Annotated in this window: 12 protein-coding genes; 9 read left to right on the forward strand and 3 right to left on the reverse strand. The window is 61.1% G+C overall.

Features of this window, described 5'->3' with window-relative positions:
- Nucleotides 1-36: 36 nt before the first annotated feature.
- The 4 genes from K1W69_RS14400 (at nt 37) to K1W69_RS14415 (ending at nt 6,567) form a co-directional block, all read left to right on the forward strand.
- Nucleotides 37-741: a DUF1013 domain-containing protein gene (locus tag K1W69_RS14400; protein WP_220229011.1), complete on the forward strand. Its 705-nt coding sequence runs from the start codon at nt 37-39 to the stop codon at nt 739-741.
- Nucleotides 742-906: 165 nt separating this feature from the next.
- Nucleotides 907-1,752, forward strand: coding sequence for an ImuA family protein (locus tag K1W69_RS14405; RefSeq protein ID WP_220229012.1), 846 nt, complete (start codon nt 907-909; stop codon nt 1,750-1,752).
- Entirely contained in the window at nt 1,646-3,235 is a 1,590-nt protein-coding gene (locus K1W69_RS14410; protein ID WP_220229013.1) for a Y-family DNA polymerase, read from the forward strand. The genes K1W69_RS14405 and K1W69_RS14410 overlap by 107 nt, the downstream gene beginning before the upstream one ends.
- Nucleotides 3,232-6,567 carry an error-prone DNA polymerase gene (locus K1W69_RS14415; RefSeq protein WP_220229014.1) on the forward strand — a complete coding sequence of 1,112 codons (3,336 nt, stop codon included), beginning with the start codon at nt 3,232-3,234 and terminating at the stop codon, nt 6,565-6,567. The genes K1W69_RS14410 and K1W69_RS14415 overlap by 4 nt, the downstream gene beginning before the upstream one ends.
- Here K1W69_RS14415 and K1W69_RS14420 read toward each other — a convergent pair.
- Together K1W69_RS14420 and K1W69_RS14425 are read right to left on the reverse strand one after the other, a co-directional pair.
- Complete coding sequence (locus tag K1W69_RS14420) at nt 6,561-6,956, reverse strand: YbaN family protein (protein WP_220229015.1); 396 nt, start codon at nt 6,954-6,956, stop codon at nt 6,561-6,563. The two genes, K1W69_RS14415 and K1W69_RS14420, sit on opposite strands and share 7 nt — an antisense overlap.
- Nucleotides 6,953-8,368: a pyridoxal phosphate-dependent decarboxylase family protein gene (locus tag K1W69_RS14425; RefSeq protein ID WP_220229016.1), complete on the reverse strand. Its 1,416-nt coding sequence runs from the start codon at nt 8,366-8,368 to the stop codon at nt 6,953-6,955. The genes K1W69_RS14420 and K1W69_RS14425 overlap by 4 nt, the downstream gene beginning before the upstream one ends.
- 184 nt (nt 8,369-8,552) lie before the next feature.
- On the opposite strand from K1W69_RS14425, the gene K1W69_RS14430 reads away from it, so the two are divergent.
- The 5 genes from K1W69_RS14430 (at nt 8,553) to K1W69_RS14450 (ending at nt 13,939) form a co-directional block, all read left to right on the forward strand.
- Nucleotides 8,553-10,358 carry a sugar phosphorylase gene (locus K1W69_RS14430; RefSeq protein WP_258571041.1) on the forward strand — a complete coding sequence of 602 codons (1,806 nt, stop codon included), beginning with the start codon at nt 8,553-8,555 and terminating at the stop codon, nt 10,356-10,358.
- The gene (locus K1W69_RS14435; protein ID WP_220229017.1) at nt 10,358-11,155 is read left to right on the forward strand and encodes an HAD-IIB family hydrolase; all 798 of its coding nucleotides are present in this window, start codon (nt 10,358-10,360) and stop codon (nt 11,153-11,155) included. Before K1W69_RS14430 ends, K1W69_RS14435 begins: the two co-directional genes overlap by 1 nt.
- A 3-nt stretch (nt 11,156-11,158) precedes the next feature.
- Nucleotides 11,159-12,370: a glycosyltransferase family protein gene (locus K1W69_RS14440; protein ID WP_220229018.1), complete on the forward strand. Its 1,212-nt coding sequence runs from the start codon at nt 11,159-11,161 to the stop codon at nt 12,368-12,370.
- An 88-nt stretch (nt 12,371-12,458) separates the two neighbouring features.
- Nucleotides 12,459-13,451 (forward strand): cyclodeaminase, encoded by a 993-nt coding sequence (locus K1W69_RS14445; RefSeq protein WP_220229019.1) that lies wholly within the window; start codon nt 12,459-12,461, stop codon nt 13,449-13,451.
- Nucleotides 13,452-13,456: 5 nt separating this feature from the next.
- Nucleotides 13,457-13,939, forward strand: coding sequence for an Lrp/AsnC family transcriptional regulator (locus K1W69_RS14450; protein ID WP_220229020.1), 483 nt, complete (start codon nt 13,457-13,459; stop codon nt 13,937-13,939).
- Nucleotides 13,940-13,942: 3 nt separating this feature from the next.
- On the opposite strand, the gene K1W69_RS14455 is transcribed toward K1W69_RS14450, so the two are convergent.
- Entirely contained in the window at nt 13,943-15,322 is a 1,380-nt protein-coding gene (locus K1W69_RS14455; protein ID WP_220229021.1) for an aspartate aminotransferase family protein, read from the reverse strand.
- Between the last annotated feature and the right edge of the window lie 60 nt (nt 15,323-15,382).

Genomic DNA, 15,382 nt, shown 5'->3' on the forward strand with positions numbered 1-15,382 from the left:
CGCTTACCGGAGCGGGCGGACAGGAGAACTTTATTCATGTCACAACAACTGCTTATGCCCAAAGCCACAGCGGTCTGGCTGGTCGACAATACGGCTTTGACCTTCGATCAGATCGCCCAGTTCTGCAAGTTGCATCCGCTGGAAGTCAAGGCGATCGCCGACGGCGAGTCGGCGCAGGGCATCAAGGGGCTCGACCCGATCCAGACCGGCCAGCTTTCGCGCGACGAAATCGCTGCGGGCGAATCCGATTCCGGACACAAGCTGAAGCTTTCGAACCCCAAAGTGCACGTTCCCGAACTCAAGCGCAAAGGGCCGCGCTATACGCCGGTCTCCAAGCGCCAGGATCGGCCCAACGCCATTCTGTGGCTGGTGCGCAATCATCCGGAGTTGCGCGATGCGCAGATCTCGCGTCTGGTTGGAACGACCAAGTCGACAATCGAGCAGATTCGCAATCGCACCCACTGGAATTCGGCCAATTTGACGCCGCTCGACCCGGTGACGCTCGGCCTTTGCACCCAGATCGATCTCGATCTCGAGGTGGAGAAGGCCGCCAGGGAAAGACCGTCTGAAGTGGTCGCCAAGCCCGACGACACATTGCTGCCGGCGCAGGAAACCGAGAAGATGGTTTTCGATACCTCGCCTCCCGCCCCCAAGGAGGAAGAGAAGGAGATCGACGCAGACGCAGTCTTCGCCAAGCTCAGCTCGCTGAAGAGCGACAAGAGCGACGAGCAGCCGGAATAATCAACATCACCGGCGCGTCTGCCGGCCTGCTCAGAGCGGCGTCAGCAGCGCGATTTTGCGCAGCGCTGACGCCTGTCCGGGTTTTTTTCAGACTCGCGGCTGCTTGACTCCCTCCCGTGTTTTTGGAATCTATAAAAGAACAAAACATGAACAAGCAGGTTGCCAATGCGACGCGATCAGGCGAAGCAGACGATCGGGATATTGCGTGACGCCGTCGCCGGAATTGACCGGCGGCATGCCGGCGTCGGCGGGGCGGCGTGGACGGACGGCTCTGCCGATGGCGGGGCGAGCTTCGGCTTCCCGCCCCTCGACGATGTCTTCGAAGGCGGGTTTCCCGCCCATGCCCTGCACGAGATTCGCTGCCCGCTGACCCGGGATATCGGCGCCGCTACGGGCTTTCTGGCGGCAATGCTTGTCGCCTGCCTGAAGGACAGACAAGGCCCTGTCGTCTGGATCGCCGATCCGGCGGCGCGCCTGGAAAGCGGCGAGATCTTTCCGGCGGGACTTTCCATGTTCGGCGTTGATCCGTCGCGTTTGCTCGTCATCCATCCTGCGGAACTGAAGTCGGCGCTCTGGGCAAGCGACGAGGCCGCCGGATGCCATGATCTGGCGGCTGTGATCTTCCACATGCGCGGCAATCCCGGCCTTTGCGACATGACGGCGACGCGCCGCCTGATGATGAAGGCGCGCGACAGCAGGGTCTTCGCCTGCATTCTCAGGCAGGCCGGGGAAGAAGAAGCAAGCGCGGTCGCCACGCGCTGGCGCGTGCAGGCGCGGCCGTCGCTTGCCGACGCCATATTCGAAGGGGGCATCGGTCCATTGCGGCTGGACCTTGCCCTCGAACGCAACCGACATGGCCGGACGGGGCAATGGGCCATTGCATGGAATCACCGGAGTCGCCGCTTTGAACAGGTCCCAACGCATTATGTCGATCGCCCTGCCCTGCCTTTCGATCGACCGCATGGCGCGCCGCAAACGGGGCAGGTCGTGGCGCTTGACCGGGCGTCCTGACGTCCCGCCGCTCGTCGCCATTTCCAGGATCAGGAACGCCCAGCGCATCGTCGCCGTCGAGGAAGAAGGCGAGCGGGCGGGGCTACGTCGCGGCCAGAGCCTGAGCGACGCCCGGGCGCTGGCGCCTGATCTCGACAGTTTCGACCATGATGCAGAGGCCGACATGGCCCTGCTCACATCAGTCGCCATATGGTGCGACCGCTATACGCCGCTGGTCGCGATCGATCAGCCGTCGGATGCGATTGCCGGCGGTTGCGGCGGCCTCTTCCTGGACATTTCCGGCTGCGTTCATCTCTATGGCGGCGAGCAAGCCATGCTCGGCGACGTGACCGCCCGTCTGCGTGGCGCGGGATTCGCCGCGCAGGCGGCGATCGCCGACACGGCCGGGGCGGCCTGGGCGGCCGCGCGCTATGGAGACAGGCGGATCGTCGAGCCGGGCGACCAGCCGGCGGCCCTTGGCGGCCTGCCGCTTGCCGCGCTCCGGCTCGATCCCGACTGCATCGACATGCTGGGCAAGCTTGGCCTGCGGACGATCGGCTGTATCGCGGATTTGCCCCGGGCGCCGCTTGCCGCCCGCTTCGGCGCTCAGCTCCTGCGACGGCTCGACCAGGCGCTCGGTCGCGAGGAAGAGGTCATTCAGCCGCGGCTGCCGGCGGCGGAGTTGGCGTCGGAGAAGATCTTCGCAGAGCCGGTCGCCCTGCAGGAGGACATCGAACGGACGATCGGTCTGCTCGCCGCCAATCTGCAGCCTTTGATGGATGCAAGACAGGTCGGCGCCCGCCGGCTCGAATTGCGGCTCTTCCGCGTGGACGGAAAGGTCGCCGCGATCGAGGTTCGGTCCGCCGGCCCGGTCCACACGCCCGATCGCATTCAAATGTTGTTTCGCGAACGAATCGCCGGTTTTCACGAGGATCTCGACGCCGGGTTCGGCTTCGACCTGATCCGGCTGAATGTCCTGGAAAGCCAGGAGCGGTCGGTTCGACAGGGCGATCTCGTTGCAGGCGCCCATGCGCATGAGGCCTTTGACAGCCTGGTCGACCGGCTGGGCGCGCGTCTCGGCGTCGACCGCGTGTTGCGCCTTGCCGCGGCTGACGCGCATATTCCCGAACGCAGTTTCGGTCTTGTTTCGGCCGCAGGAGATCATCCGGACAGCTCCGGTTTCGCGGCCGCCGCCGAAGCGCCCTGCGTTATCACGCGCCCGCTCCTGCTGTTCGACCGGCCGGAGCTTGTCGAGGCGATTGCCGAGGCTCCGGACGGACCACCGGTCCGCTTCCGCTGGCGAAGAGCAGTCTACCGCATCGTGCGTTCGGAAGGGCCGGAACGGATTGGCGCGCAATGGTGGCTGGAAGGCCGCGGCGGCCGAAGCCGCGACTATTACCGCGTGGAGGATGACGAGGGCCATCGCTTCTGGATATTCCGGCACGGCCTTTTCGGGCGCGAGACCGCCCATCCGAAATGGTACATGCACGGACTGTTCGCATGACCGCAACCCGATACGCCGAACTCGCCGTGACGACGAATTTCTCCTTCCTGCGCGGAGCCTCGCATCCGGAGGAGATGGTGGCGGAAGCCGCGAGACTCGGTCTTGCAGGCGTCAGCGTGACGGACCGCAATTCGCTGGCCGGCGTCGTGCGCGGCCACATGGCGGCGAAGGAGGCGGACGTCGCCTATGCGCCCGGTTGCCGGCTGGTGTTTTGCGATGGAACGCCGGATATCCTCGTCTGGCCCGAAGATCGGCCGGCCCATGGCCGTCTGTGCGAACTTCTCACGGCCGGCAAGCGGCGCGCGCCGAAAGGCGAATGCCATCTCGGTCTTGACGATCTCGCCGCCCATGGAGAAGGCCTCGTCATGGCTGTCATGGCGCCGCAGACCCTGCCGCAACGCGAGCCGGTGGCGCTCGAGTATCTGAGAGACTGTTTCGGGGATTATGTCCATCTCGCGGCCTCGCGGCGCTTTGCGGAATACGACCAGCGGTGTCTTGCGGGGCTTGGCGCGATGGCGAAACGCACGGGCGCGCCGCTGCTCGCCGTCGGGGATGCGCTCTATCATCGGCCCGAGCGCCGTTTTCTGCAGGACGTGGTGAGCTGCATCCGCGAACATGTTTCGCTGCGTGAAGCCGGCCGGCTGCTGGAGCCCAATGCCGAGCGGCATTTGCGTGACGCGGCGGAAATGACGCGTCTTTTCAAAGGGTACGAAGAAGCGGTCGCCCGCACCGTGGAAGTATTCAGCCGGCTACATTTCTCCGTGGACGATCTGAAATACCAGTATCCGGACGAACCGACCGGCAGTCCGCTGCCGCCGCAGAAGACACTGGAAAAGCTCACGGCGGAAGGCCTCGCGCAGCGTTACCCGCATGGCGCGCCCCAGAAAGTACTGAAGGCGATCGACCATGAGCTGGACCTGATAGGGCGGTTGGAATACGCCCCCTACTTTCTCACGGTCTACGACATCGTTCGCTTCGCCAGAAGTCAAAACATCCTGTGCCAGGGGCGTGGTTCGGCCGCCAATTCCGCCGTCTGCTATTGTCTCGGCATTACCGAGGTGGATCCGGAGAAGACGGATCTTCTGTTCGAGCGCTTCATTTCTGAAGAGCGCAACGAGCCGCCGGATATCGATGTCGATTTCGAGCATGAACGGCGCGAGGAGGTGATCCAGTATATCTACGACAAATACGGACGGGAGCATGCGGGGCTGGCCGCTACGGTTGTCAGCTATCGCGGACGATCGGCGGTTCGCGAGGTCGGCAAGGTCTTTGGTCTGTCGGACGACACGATCACGGCGATCAGCGGCACCCGATGGGGCTCGTCATCCTCGAAGCTGGGCGAGGAGGACGCCCGCAGGGCCGGCCTTGATCCGGGCGACCGGCATCTCATGCAGGCGCTTGATCTCGCCTCCCAGCTCATCGGATTTCCGCGGCACCTGTCGCAGCATGTCGGCGGCTTCGTGATTACGCGAGACCGGTTGAGCTCGGTCATTCCCATCGAGAATGCGGCGATGGAGGGGCGCACTGTCGTCGAGTGGGACAAGGACGACCTGGAATGCGCCGGCATCCTCAAGATCGATGTGCTGGCGCTCGGCATGCTGAGCTGCGTGCGCAAGGCTTTCGAATTGCTCGGGGACCATTACGGGCGACAAGAGACCCTGGCGTCGCTCCCGGATGGCGACAGGCGCGTCTACGACATGATCTGCGAAGCGGATACGGTTGGCGTTTTCCAGATCGAGAGCCGCGCCCAGATGTCAATGCTGCCGCGGCTGCGTCCGCGCTGCTACTATGACCTCGTCATCGAAGTGGCCATCGTCCGGCCGGGGCCGATCCAGGGCGATATGGTGCATCCCTATCTGCGGCGCCGCCAGGGCAAGGAAAAGGTCACCTATCCCAAGAAGGAGCTGGAAGGCGTTCTCGCCAAGACGCTGGGCGTGCCGCTGTTCCAGGAGCAGGCCATGAACATTGCCATCGTGGCCGCCGGTTTCACGCCCGGTGAAGCCGACAAGCTCAGGCGCGCCATGGCGACTTTCCGGCGGGTGGGCACCATTCACTCCTTCCGCGCCAAGATGGTCGAGGGGATGGTCGCCAACGGCTATGAGCAGGATTTCGCCGAGCATTGCTTCAGCCAGATCGAAGGCTTCGGCGAATACGGGTTTCCGGAAAGCCATGCGGCGAGCTTCGCCCTGCTCGTCTACGTGTCTTGCTGGCTGAAATGCTATTATCCGGATGTCTTTTGCGCAGCGATCCTCAACGCCCAGCCAATGGGCTTCTATGCGCCGGCCCAACTCATTCGCGACGCCCGCGAGCATGGGGTCGCGGTGCGTTGCGTCGACGTCAATCGCTCCGACTGGCTGTCGACGCTGGAAGATTGCACACCGGCGGAGCTGGAAGCGGCGCCTGGCGCCGTGGCGCGCCGTTTCAACGTTATGAAGGGAGTGATGAAACACACCCATGCGGTGCGCCTCGGGCTTCACCAGATCAAGGGATTCGGCGAGGAAAACGCGACCATGCTGATCGATAACAGGGGCCGGGGCTATGACAGCGTGCGGGATTTGTGGATGCGTTCCGGCTTGCCCCGGCGCGCCATCCAGCTGCTTGCCGAAGCGGACGCCTTTTCTTCGCTCGGGCTCAGCCGTCGCGATGCGCTTTGGGCCGTGCGGGCGCTGGATCCACTGGGCGCAGCCGAACGTTTGCCGCTTTTTGCAATAAGCGGACAAAATAACTTGCAAAAAGAAAGTGAAATTCTGTTGCCGCCCATGCCGCTCGGTGAACAGGTTCTCAATGACTATCGCAGCCTCACCTATTCGCTGCGCGCCCATCCGGTTTCCTTCGTGCGCCCGGTTCTCGAGCGAAAGGGTTATCGCCGCAACGGGGATCTCCAGGACGTCGCCCCCGGGCGATTCGTTACGGTCGCCGGGCTGGTGCTGGTGCGGCAGCGGCCCGGTTCTGCCAATGGCGTCGTCTTCGAGACCATCGAGGATGAAACCGGCGTCGCCAACGCCATCGTCTGGCCGAAAGTGTTCGAACGCTATCGCACGATCGTGCTCGGCAGCCGCTTCGTCGGCATTTGCGGGCCGTTACAGTCACAGGACGGGGTCATCCATGTCGTCGCCCGGCAGCTGCTGGACCTTACCCCGCTTCTCGCATCGCTTGCGGATCTGAACCAGCCTGTCGACGGACTTGCCAGGGCCGACGAGGTTCGAAGGCAGCAACCGCCCCGCAAGACCCCGCGCGGCATAATGATACGGGAGCGCGTCGCCGGCTCGTCGAAAGACGTGCAACAGGCGCCCAACCGGTCGATCTTGCCAAAGGGGCGGAATTTTCACTGACCGCCGGCGTCGGGCGGCGGCGAAGGTCGCGTCAGGATGAAAAGACCCATCACAATCAGCACACCGAACTGAATCGCGATGATCCAGCTTTTGACGCCAACGGCGAAGCTGATTGCAAGAACGGCGGCCATCGCGACGATGGACAGCCGCTTGCCACGGGTGGAAATGGCGCGATGATCGCGCCAATCGCGTATCGGGGGTCCAAATCGCGGATGGTTGACCAGCCAGTCGTGCAGCCGGTCCGAACTGCGGGCAAAGCAGTACGCCGACAGGATCAGAAACGGCGTGGTCGGCACCAGAGGCAGCACGATTCCGGCTATGCCGGCGCCAAAACTCAGAAAGCCGGCCGCAAGCCAGAGATAACGCAGCACAGGGCCGGAAGCCGTCATCCCGTAAGAGACCGCGCGACTTCACATATGGTTTTCAGGGCGATGTCGATGTCCTGCTCCTCCATTTCGAACTGGCCGGCGACGAAACGGATGGCCAGCTTTTCATCAAACATGGTCTGGGTGAGGTAGATGCGGCCGTCATCGTTGATGGCCTCGACAAGCTGTCGGTTCAGAGTGTTGAGATCGCCTTCATAGTCAGGCGGCGCATATCGGAACGAAAACAAAGACAGCATGGGCTTCGTCACAATCTCGAAGTCAGGTTCGGCGGCGAGGCGCCCGGCCAACCATTCGGACCAGCGCACATGATCGCGGATACGCCGGCGCAGGCCTTCCAGCCCGTAGGCGCGCAACAGAAACCAGACCTTCAGGGCCCGGAACCGTCGGCCGAGCGGCACCGACCATTCGCTGAAATTCACGAAACCGTCCTTGCCATAGGTCTTCAGGAATTCCGGATGGATCGCGAGGGTTTTCACCAGCATTTCCGGGTCGCGCACGAAATGGGCGGAACATTCCATGGAGGCGCCAAGCCATTTGTGCGGATTGAAGACGATGCTGTCGGCGGCCTCCACACCTGCCCAGAAATGGCGGAATTCTGGGCAAATCATCGCTGAACCCGCCCAGGCGGCGTCGACATGGGTGTAGAGATTCTCCCTTTCTGCGATGGCGCAAAGCGCTCCGACGTCGTCGATCGCGCCGATCGACGTGCCGCCGACGCATACCACCAGTCCCGCGGGAATATACCCCGCCGCCCGATCTTCGGCGATCGCGCGTTCAAGCCCCGCGACATCCATGGACAGATCGTCCCGCAACGGAATATGCACGAGATTGTCCTGGCCCATCCCGGAGACCCACATGGCCTTGTCAACGGAAGTGTGCGTGCCCTCGGACGCGTAAACACGTAGCCGCTCGCGCTCAAAAAGTCCGGTCTGGTTGCCGCTCCATCCAAGCGCCCTTTCCCGCATGGTCAGGATGGCGCACAGCGTCGCCGTGGAGGCTGTGTCCTGAAAGGTTCCCTGAAACCCCTCTGGTAGGCCAATCGCCTGGCGAAGCCAGTCGATCATCGCGATTTCCAGCTCTGTGGCTGCGGGCGATGTCTGCCAAAGCATGCATTGCGCAGCCATCGCGCCGGCCAGCTGTTCTGCGATTATGGCCGCAGGCGCGGCGTTGCTTTGAAAATAAGCGAAAAAACGCGGATGCTGCCAATGCGTCATCCCGTCCGGAATGATGCGCTCGAAATCGGCGAAGATATCCTCCATGGCGTGCGCCTCCTCCGGCGGGCCAGCATCGATCATCCTGCCGATTGCGCCCGGCTGAAGGCGCGGACGCACGGGCCGCTTGTCGATACCATCCTGATAATCGGCGGACCAGTCGCTTGCCCGGTGCGACCATTTACGAAATTCGCTTTTGTCCATCTCTTCGTTTCCTCTTTGCCGCGGACGTTAGTCAGTGTCGTCGGGAATTGGAACCGAAGAAATCGCCGCGCCTGAAAGCTGATCATCGTCGGGGCTGTTTTATCGACAGCTGCAAAGAGTTTTGCGGCAGCGCACAAAGGGTGCTACCAATAGAAAATCAGCAAGTTGGAAGGTTTGGATTACGTTGACGGTCGCAGCAGGCAAGGAAGGGCGGGCGAACCCAAAAATCGAAGGGAACGGCAGCAGCGACGTATCGGCTCGTCTCAACGAAAGCCTGCGCCAGATGCTGAGCTCAATCTATCCGGATTACGATGTTGGAGAACTGACGAATGCGGTCATTTCTGCCTATTGGAGCGGCGAATCGCGCCCAAGACGGCGCGGCCGGGTGGCCGGCAACACCATCTGGAGCGAGAAGGACACCTACGTCATCACCTATGGCAACAGCCTTGTCGATGGCGAACACAAGCCTCTGGATCTTCTGTACGATTTCCTGAACCGCTATCTGAAGGGAACGATCAAGGGCGTGCATATTCTGCCTTATTTTCCCTTTACCTCCGATGACGGTTTTGCGGTTACCGACTACTACACGGTCAACAGCGCCCTCGGCGCGTGGGAGGATATCCAGCGCATTGCCGGCAAATTTCGACTGATGTCGGACCTCGTCCTTAATCACTGTTCCAGCCAAAGCGTCTGGTTCAGCGAATATCTGCAGGGACACGAGCCATACGACCGCTATTTTTTCGAGGCCGATCCAGCGGACGACCTGACCAACGTGGTGCGCCCGCGCGCCCATCCGCTGCTTCGCGAAGTCGAAACGGCGAATGGCTCGAAGCATGTATGGTGCACTTTCAGCCACGACCAGATCGATTTCGACTTCTCCAATCCGGAAGTGCTTCTGGAGTTCCTTCGAATCATGCGCTTTCACGTTGACCGTGGCGTGCGCACGATTCGGCTCGACGCCGTGGCGTTCATCTGGAAAGAAATCGGCACGCCTTGCATTCACCTGCGCCAGACGCATGAAATTGTCCGCCTCATGCGCTTGCTTGCCGATTACAGCGATGAAGCTGTGGTTCTGATCACCGAGACGAACGTGCCGAATATCGAGAATCTCAGCTATTTCGGCAATCGCAACGAAGCCCACGCGATTTACAATTTTTCACTGCCTCCCTTGATCCTGCAGGCGCTTCTGACCGGCAATTCGACACATCTCAACGCGTGGCAGATGGCGATGCCGCCGGCTCAGCGCGGCTGTTGTTACTTCAATTTCACGGCCTCGCATGACGGAATCGGATTGCGGCCGGCCGAAGGTCTTCTGAGCGATGAAGAAATTACCGAAATGATCGACGCGGTGACGGGATTCGGAGGCAAGGTCAGCATGCGGCGTATGCCGGACGGAAAAGACCGGCCCTACGAGATGAATGTCTCGCTCTATGACGCCATGAAGGGAACCTGCGAGGGTGAGGACGACTATAATCTGGAGCGCTTCCTGTGCAGTCAGGCGATTGCAATGGCTCTGGAAGGCATTCCCGCCTTCTACATCCATTCTCTGCTCGCCACACCGAATGATATTTCAGGCGTCGAAAAAACGGGAATCAATCGCGCTATCAATCGCCATCGCTGGAACTATCCGGATTTGCAGCAGAAACTCGCCGATGGAACCTCTCGTCAGGCGATCGCCTTCAACCATATCAAACGGATGATCGGCATCCGGATCCGCCAGCCGGCGTTTCATCCAAACGCTACACAGTTCACATTGCAACTGGGCGAGCAGCTTTTCGGATTCTGGCGTCAAAGCACGGACCGGGAGCAGAGTATTTTTGCAATTCACAACGTCTCCGACAAGACAGTAACGATTCCCTCCATGTCGCTGAACCTGATTGGCGGAGCCGACTGGAGCGATCTGCTTTCGGGTGAGCCGGTGCGTGCTTTCACCGGTGATATCGAGTTTGCCCCCTACCAGTGTCGCTGGATCACGAACGGTTCCGCCTGATGCGTCCAATCATTGTCTTCAGTGACCTGGACGGCACGTTGCTGGATCATGAAACATACAGTTTCGAAGCCGCTCTGCCGGCCCTGTCGCGGTTGAAACAGCTGGATATTCCGCTCGTTCTTGCCTCGAGCAAGACCGCTGCGGAAATTGCGCCGCTGCGGGCTGCGATGGGTTTTGCGCATTGTCCGGCCATCGTGGAAAACGGCGCGGGCGTCTTGCCGCCGGACAGCGGGGAGGATGGCGCCGGGACAACCCATGAAAAGCTTGTCGCTGCGCTCGACGCCCTGCCCGCAGAGCTTCGATCCTGCTTCTCGGGATTTTCCGATTGGGACGTCTCCGAGATTGCATCCAGAACCGGCCTCGACCCGAGTTCCGCTGAACGCGCGCGCATCCGATCCTTCTCTGAGCCGGGACTATGGACTGGAACAGAAACACAATTGGAGGCGTTTCGGAGCAGGCTTTTGCAATCGGGAATCATTATTCAGAAAGGTGGCCGCTTCCATACGCTTTCCTTAGGCGGCAACAAGGCGGACCGGGTTGGGAAAATTAGCTTGCAAATTGAAAGCAAAAAAGGATCCCGCCCGTTCTGTTTGGCTCTGGGCGACGCGCCGAATGACATTGCCATGCTGGAGGCGGCGGATTGCGGTGTTATAATTCCGAATCCGGCGCATGGTGGAATCCCAAAATTAGCCGGCGAAATGAATGGCCGAATAAGACGCGCAAGATTTCCGGGCCCGGAAGGCTGGAACGACAGTGTGCTGTCGTGTATCGATGAAATTGAGAAGAACGGGACGTGATGCATGGGTGACTTCCACCAGAACGGAAGCGTGGCAACGCTGCATAATCTGACGCGGACGCCAGTCGAGGAACTGGAGCGGCAACTCAAGCTATTTTCGGGAACACGCAAGATAACGCTTATCCTGCCCTCGCTGTTTTCCGAACTCGAAGGCCCTGCGCTGTCCAACATTGTAGACGAGTTGTCGGGCGCGCAATACATCAATCACGTCGTCATCGGACTGGACCGGGCCGACAAGGATCAGTTCGCCTACGCCCGGGAGTATTTTTCCCGGCTGCCTCAGCGCCACGATATTCTGTGGCATGACGGTCCGCGCCTGCAGGCGATTGACAAGGAACTCTCCGACGCCGATCTGGCGCCGCTCGAGCCTGGCAAGGGCCGCAATGTCTGGTATTGCATCGGATATACGCTCGCCAGCCGAAACTCGGACGTCGTCGCGCTGCACGACTGTGATATCGTCACCTATAGCCGCGAGATGCTGGCCCGACTTGTCTATCCGGTCGCAAATCCCGCCTTTCCCTATCAATTCTGCAAGGGCTTCTACCCGCGCATCGCTGACGGCAAGCTGAACGGGCGCGTATCCCGCCTGCTTGTCACGCCGCTGCTGTTGGCGCTGCAGAGGGTCAGCGGGCATCACGAATATGTCGATTACCTTCAGGGTTTCCGCTATCCGCTCGCCGGCGAGTTCGCCATGCGCACGGCAATTCTGCCGGATATCCGGATCCCGTCAGACTGGGGGCTGGAAATCGGCGTTCTGTCAGAGGTCTGGCGCAATTTGAGCAAGAGACTGGTGTGCCAGGTCGATATTTCCGACGCGTATGATCACAAGCATCAGCCGCTGTCGCAGGATGATCCGCAACGCGGGTTGTCGCGCATGTCGACCGACATCAGCAAGGCGCTGTTTCGCAAACTGGCGACCGACGGCATGATCTTCAGCCAGGAGACGTTCCGCACCCTCAAGGCGACCTACTACCGAACCGCGCTCGACCTGATCGAGATGTATTACAACGACGCGGTGATCAATGGACTTTATGTCGACAGGCATATCGAGGAGGCGGCCGTCGAACTGTTTGCGGGCAACATTGTCGAGGCTGGCCACACATTCCTTGAAAACCCGATGGAAACCCCTTTCATTCCAAACTGGAGCCGCGTCCAGGCGGCCAACCCGGATCTCGTGCGCAAGCTCGAGGAAGCGGTCAGGGCGGACAACAGTTAAGCCGCCTGTCTTCCCGGGCGGCAAGCCAATACCGTGTGTCGGGCTCACAGTCTCATGAGCGCCGGATTTTTGTAACGGAGGCGTAACGATGCGCGAGATCCTGGTTCTGACCGAACGGGAGTTGAAGAAGTGCATGGTTCTGGACCGCGATGCGAATGATATCGTCGAGGACGCATTCGCGAAGCTGGCCTCCGGGACTGTGGTCATGCCGCCGGTCCTGTCGATGGACCTTCCCCAGGCTCACGGCGAGGTCGACATAAAGACAGCCTATATTCCGGGTTTCGATGGTTTCGCCGTCAAGATCAGTCCCGGCTTCTTCGACAATCCGTCACTTGGAATTCCGAGTCTCAACGGCATGATGGTGCTGCTCAACGCCAACACTGGCCTCGTCGACGCGGTGCTTCTCGACAATGGCTATCTGACCGATCTCCGAACGGCTGCGGCCGGCGCCGTGGCGTCGCTTCATCTCGCCCCGGAATCCGTCACGACAGCCGCAGTCTTCGGGACAGGGGTTCAGGCTCGTTTGCAGATCGAGGCGGCTCATCTGGAGCGCGCCTTCGAACGCGTGCTTGTCTGGGGCCGTGACCGGGAGAAGGCGGAACGTTGCGCCGACGATATCCGGAATGCGCTCGGCGTTGAAGCGATCGCGGAGGACAATCCGGCGGAAGCTGTCGCCGAAAGCCAGCTGGTCATCACGACAACGCCGGCGCGTGAGCCGGTTCTCGCCGCCGAATGGCTGCACCCCGGCCTGCATGTCACCGCCATGGGATCTGACCAGGCCGGCAAGAACGAAGTTCAGCCTGAAGCGCTGGCCATCGCCGACCTCTATGTCTGCGACAGGCTCAGCCAATGTGCGGAGCTCGGCGAGTTGCGCGCCGCTCGCGCAGCTGGCCTGATGACGGATGTCACGCCGCCGGAGCTCGGGCAGATCATAGACGGTTCGCGGCCTGGCCGGGTTTCAGCCGACGCCATCACCATTTGTGATCTCACCGGCACGGGCGCGCAGGACACGGCGATTGCGACGGTCGCGCTGGCGCGCGCGCGCGCTGCCGGTCTCGGCTCCGTGATCAGGCAGGACTAGACGCGATGCTAAGGCTCGATTCCATAGACCTGAAAATACTCGCCGTGTTGCAGAAAGAGGGTCGGATCACAAAAGCGGCGCTCGCCGATCGGGTCAATCTCACCACGACGCCGTGCTGGGAGCGGCTCAGGCGGCTTGAGAAAGCCGGAGTGATTTCCGGATACGGCGCGCGACTGTCGATGAAGGCGCTCGGTTCGGCATCGGTCATTTTCATGGCGGCCGAGATCGAGAACCATCGCAGCGAGGATTTCCGGCGCTTCGAGCAGGCCATTCTCGACAATGATCACGTGACCGGTTGCTGGGCTGTCGGCGGCGGTATCGACTATCTGCTCAGAATCGTTTCAAAGGACGTCGAATCCTACCAGCAAATGGTCGATGAGATGCTGTCCTCGGATATCGGCCTCAAGCGCTATTACAGCTACATCATGACGAAGGCGATCAAGGAGGAGCCGGACGTCCCGCTCTCCCTGATTGCTGATCAGCGATAGAGCTTAGAGCCCTGCAGCAACCGTTTTTACTGCATCGCGCGTGGCTTCCACGATGGTGTCGGCTTCTTCGGTGGTCAGGCACAGCGGCGGCGCGAAACCGAGTATGTCTCCCTGCGGCATCGCGCGGCCGATAACCTTGGACCGGTCGAGCAGGGCGGTTGCGATCGCAGGACCGACCTTGCGAGACGCCTCGAAACGGGCGCCGGTTTCACGATCCTGCACGAATTCCACGGCGGCCATCAGACCTTCGCCTCGAATATCGCCAACGATCTCGATATCGTCGAGCGCGTCCTTCAGCGCCTGTTTGAAATAGGCGCCCGTCTCACGAGCGTTCGTCACCAGGTCCAGGTCGTCTATCAGTTTCAGGTTGGCGACGCCCGCCGCCGCGCCGATCGGATGGGCCGAATAAGTCCAGCCATGGCCGATTGGGCCGAGCTTGTCGGTCCCGTCTTCGAGAACCTTCCAGACCTTTTCCGAGACAATGCTGCCCGAAAGCGGCGCATAGGCTGAGGTCAGGCCCTTGGCGATGGTTATGATATCAGGTCGTATGCCGTAATGGTCCGAGCCGAACATGCATCCAAGCCGTCCGAAGCCGGTCACGACCTCGTCCGCGATCAGGAGAATGTCATGCTTGCGCAGCACGGTCTGGATCGCGTCCCAGTAGCCTTCCGGCGGCGGCACGATCCCGCCGGTCCCGAGAACCGGTTCGCCAAAGAAGGCGGCGATGGTGTCAGCGCCTTCCTTTTCGATCAGTTCCTCGAGGCTTGCGGCGCATTGCGCGACAAAGTCCGCTTCAGACTGGCTGCGGACATTGCGGTGAAAGTAATAGGGCGCGTCGGTGTGAATGACCTGCGACAAAGGCAGGTCGAACTGGTTGTGGAAGAGTTCCAGGCCGGTCAGCGATCCGGTCATCAGGCCCGAGCCGTGGTAACCCCGCCAGCGCGATATGATTTTCTTTTTCTCCGGACGGCCAAGCACGTTGTTGTAATACCAGACAAGCTTGACGTTGGTTTCGTTGGCGTCCGAACCGGAAAGACCGAAATAGACCTTCGACATTCCCACCGGCGCGCGATCGACAACCATCTTCGCCAGGGTTATCGAGGCTTCCGTCCCATGGCCCACATAGGCGTGATAGTAAGCAAGCTCCCTCGCCTGTTTCGCGATTGCGTCAGCGATTTCCGATCGGCCATAGCCGACATTGACGCAATAAAGTCCGGCGAATGCGTCCAGCAGCCGGTTGCCCTCACGGTCGGTGATATAGACGCCGTCGCCTGTCTTGACGATACGGTCGGGCAGTTCGCCGCGCGCAAACTGCGCAAGATGCGTGGAGGGGTGAAAAAAGGTTTCGCGGTCCCATTCGGCGAGCTGGTCGTTTCGCAACATGTGTCAGTCCTGTCTTTCCGGATTCCATCTTGCGCCGATTGTGCATCGAATCGATCCGGC

Source organism: Flavimaribacter sediminis, assembly GCF_019492055.1.
In the GTDB taxonomy this organism is placed as follows: Bacteria; Pseudomonadota; Alphaproteobacteria; order Rhizobiales; family Rhizobiaceae; genus Flavimaribacter; species Flavimaribacter sediminis.

What these genes read in the sequence shown, in the direction of transcription:
- K1W69_RS14415 (WP_220229014.1), top strand. Translation starts at nt 3,232, where the DNA reads ATGACCGCAACCCGATACGCCGAACTCGCCGTGACGACGAATTTCTCC.
- K1W69_RS14425 (WP_220229016.1), bottom strand. Translation starts at nt 8,368, where the DNA reads ATGGACAAAAGCGAATTTCGTAAATGGTCGCACCGGGCAAGCGACTGG.
- K1W69_RS14440 (WP_220229018.1), top strand. Translation starts at nt 11,159, where the DNA reads ATGGGTGACTTCCACCAGAACGGAAGCGTGGCAACGCTGCATAATCTG.
- K1W69_RS14435 (WP_220229017.1), top strand. Translation starts at nt 10,358, where the DNA reads ATGCGTCCAATCATTGTCTTCAGTGACCTGGACGGCACGTTGCTGGAT.
- K1W69_RS14445 (WP_220229019.1), top strand. Translation starts at nt 12,459, where the DNA reads ATGCGCGAGATCCTGGTTCTGACCGAACGGGAGTTGAAGAAGTGCATG.
- K1W69_RS14455 (WP_220229021.1), bottom strand. Translation starts at nt 15,322, where the DNA reads ATGTTGCGAAACGACCAGCTCGCCGAATGGGACCGCGAAACCTTTTTT.
- K1W69_RS14400 (WP_220229011.1), top strand. Translation starts at nt 37, where the DNA reads ATGTCACAACAACTGCTTATGCCCAAAGCCACAGCGGTCTGGCTGGTC.
- K1W69_RS14450 (WP_220229020.1), top strand. Translation starts at nt 13,457, where the DNA reads ATGCTAAGGCTCGATTCCATAGACCTGAAAATACTCGCCGTGTTGCAG.
- K1W69_RS14405 (WP_220229012.1), top strand. Translation starts at nt 907, where the DNA reads ATGCGACGCGATCAGGCGAAGCAGACGATCGGGATATTGCGTGACGCC.
- K1W69_RS14420 (WP_220229015.1), bottom strand. Translation starts at nt 6,956, where the DNA reads ATGACGGCTTCCGGCCCTGTGCTGCGTTATCTCTGGCTTGCGGCCGGC.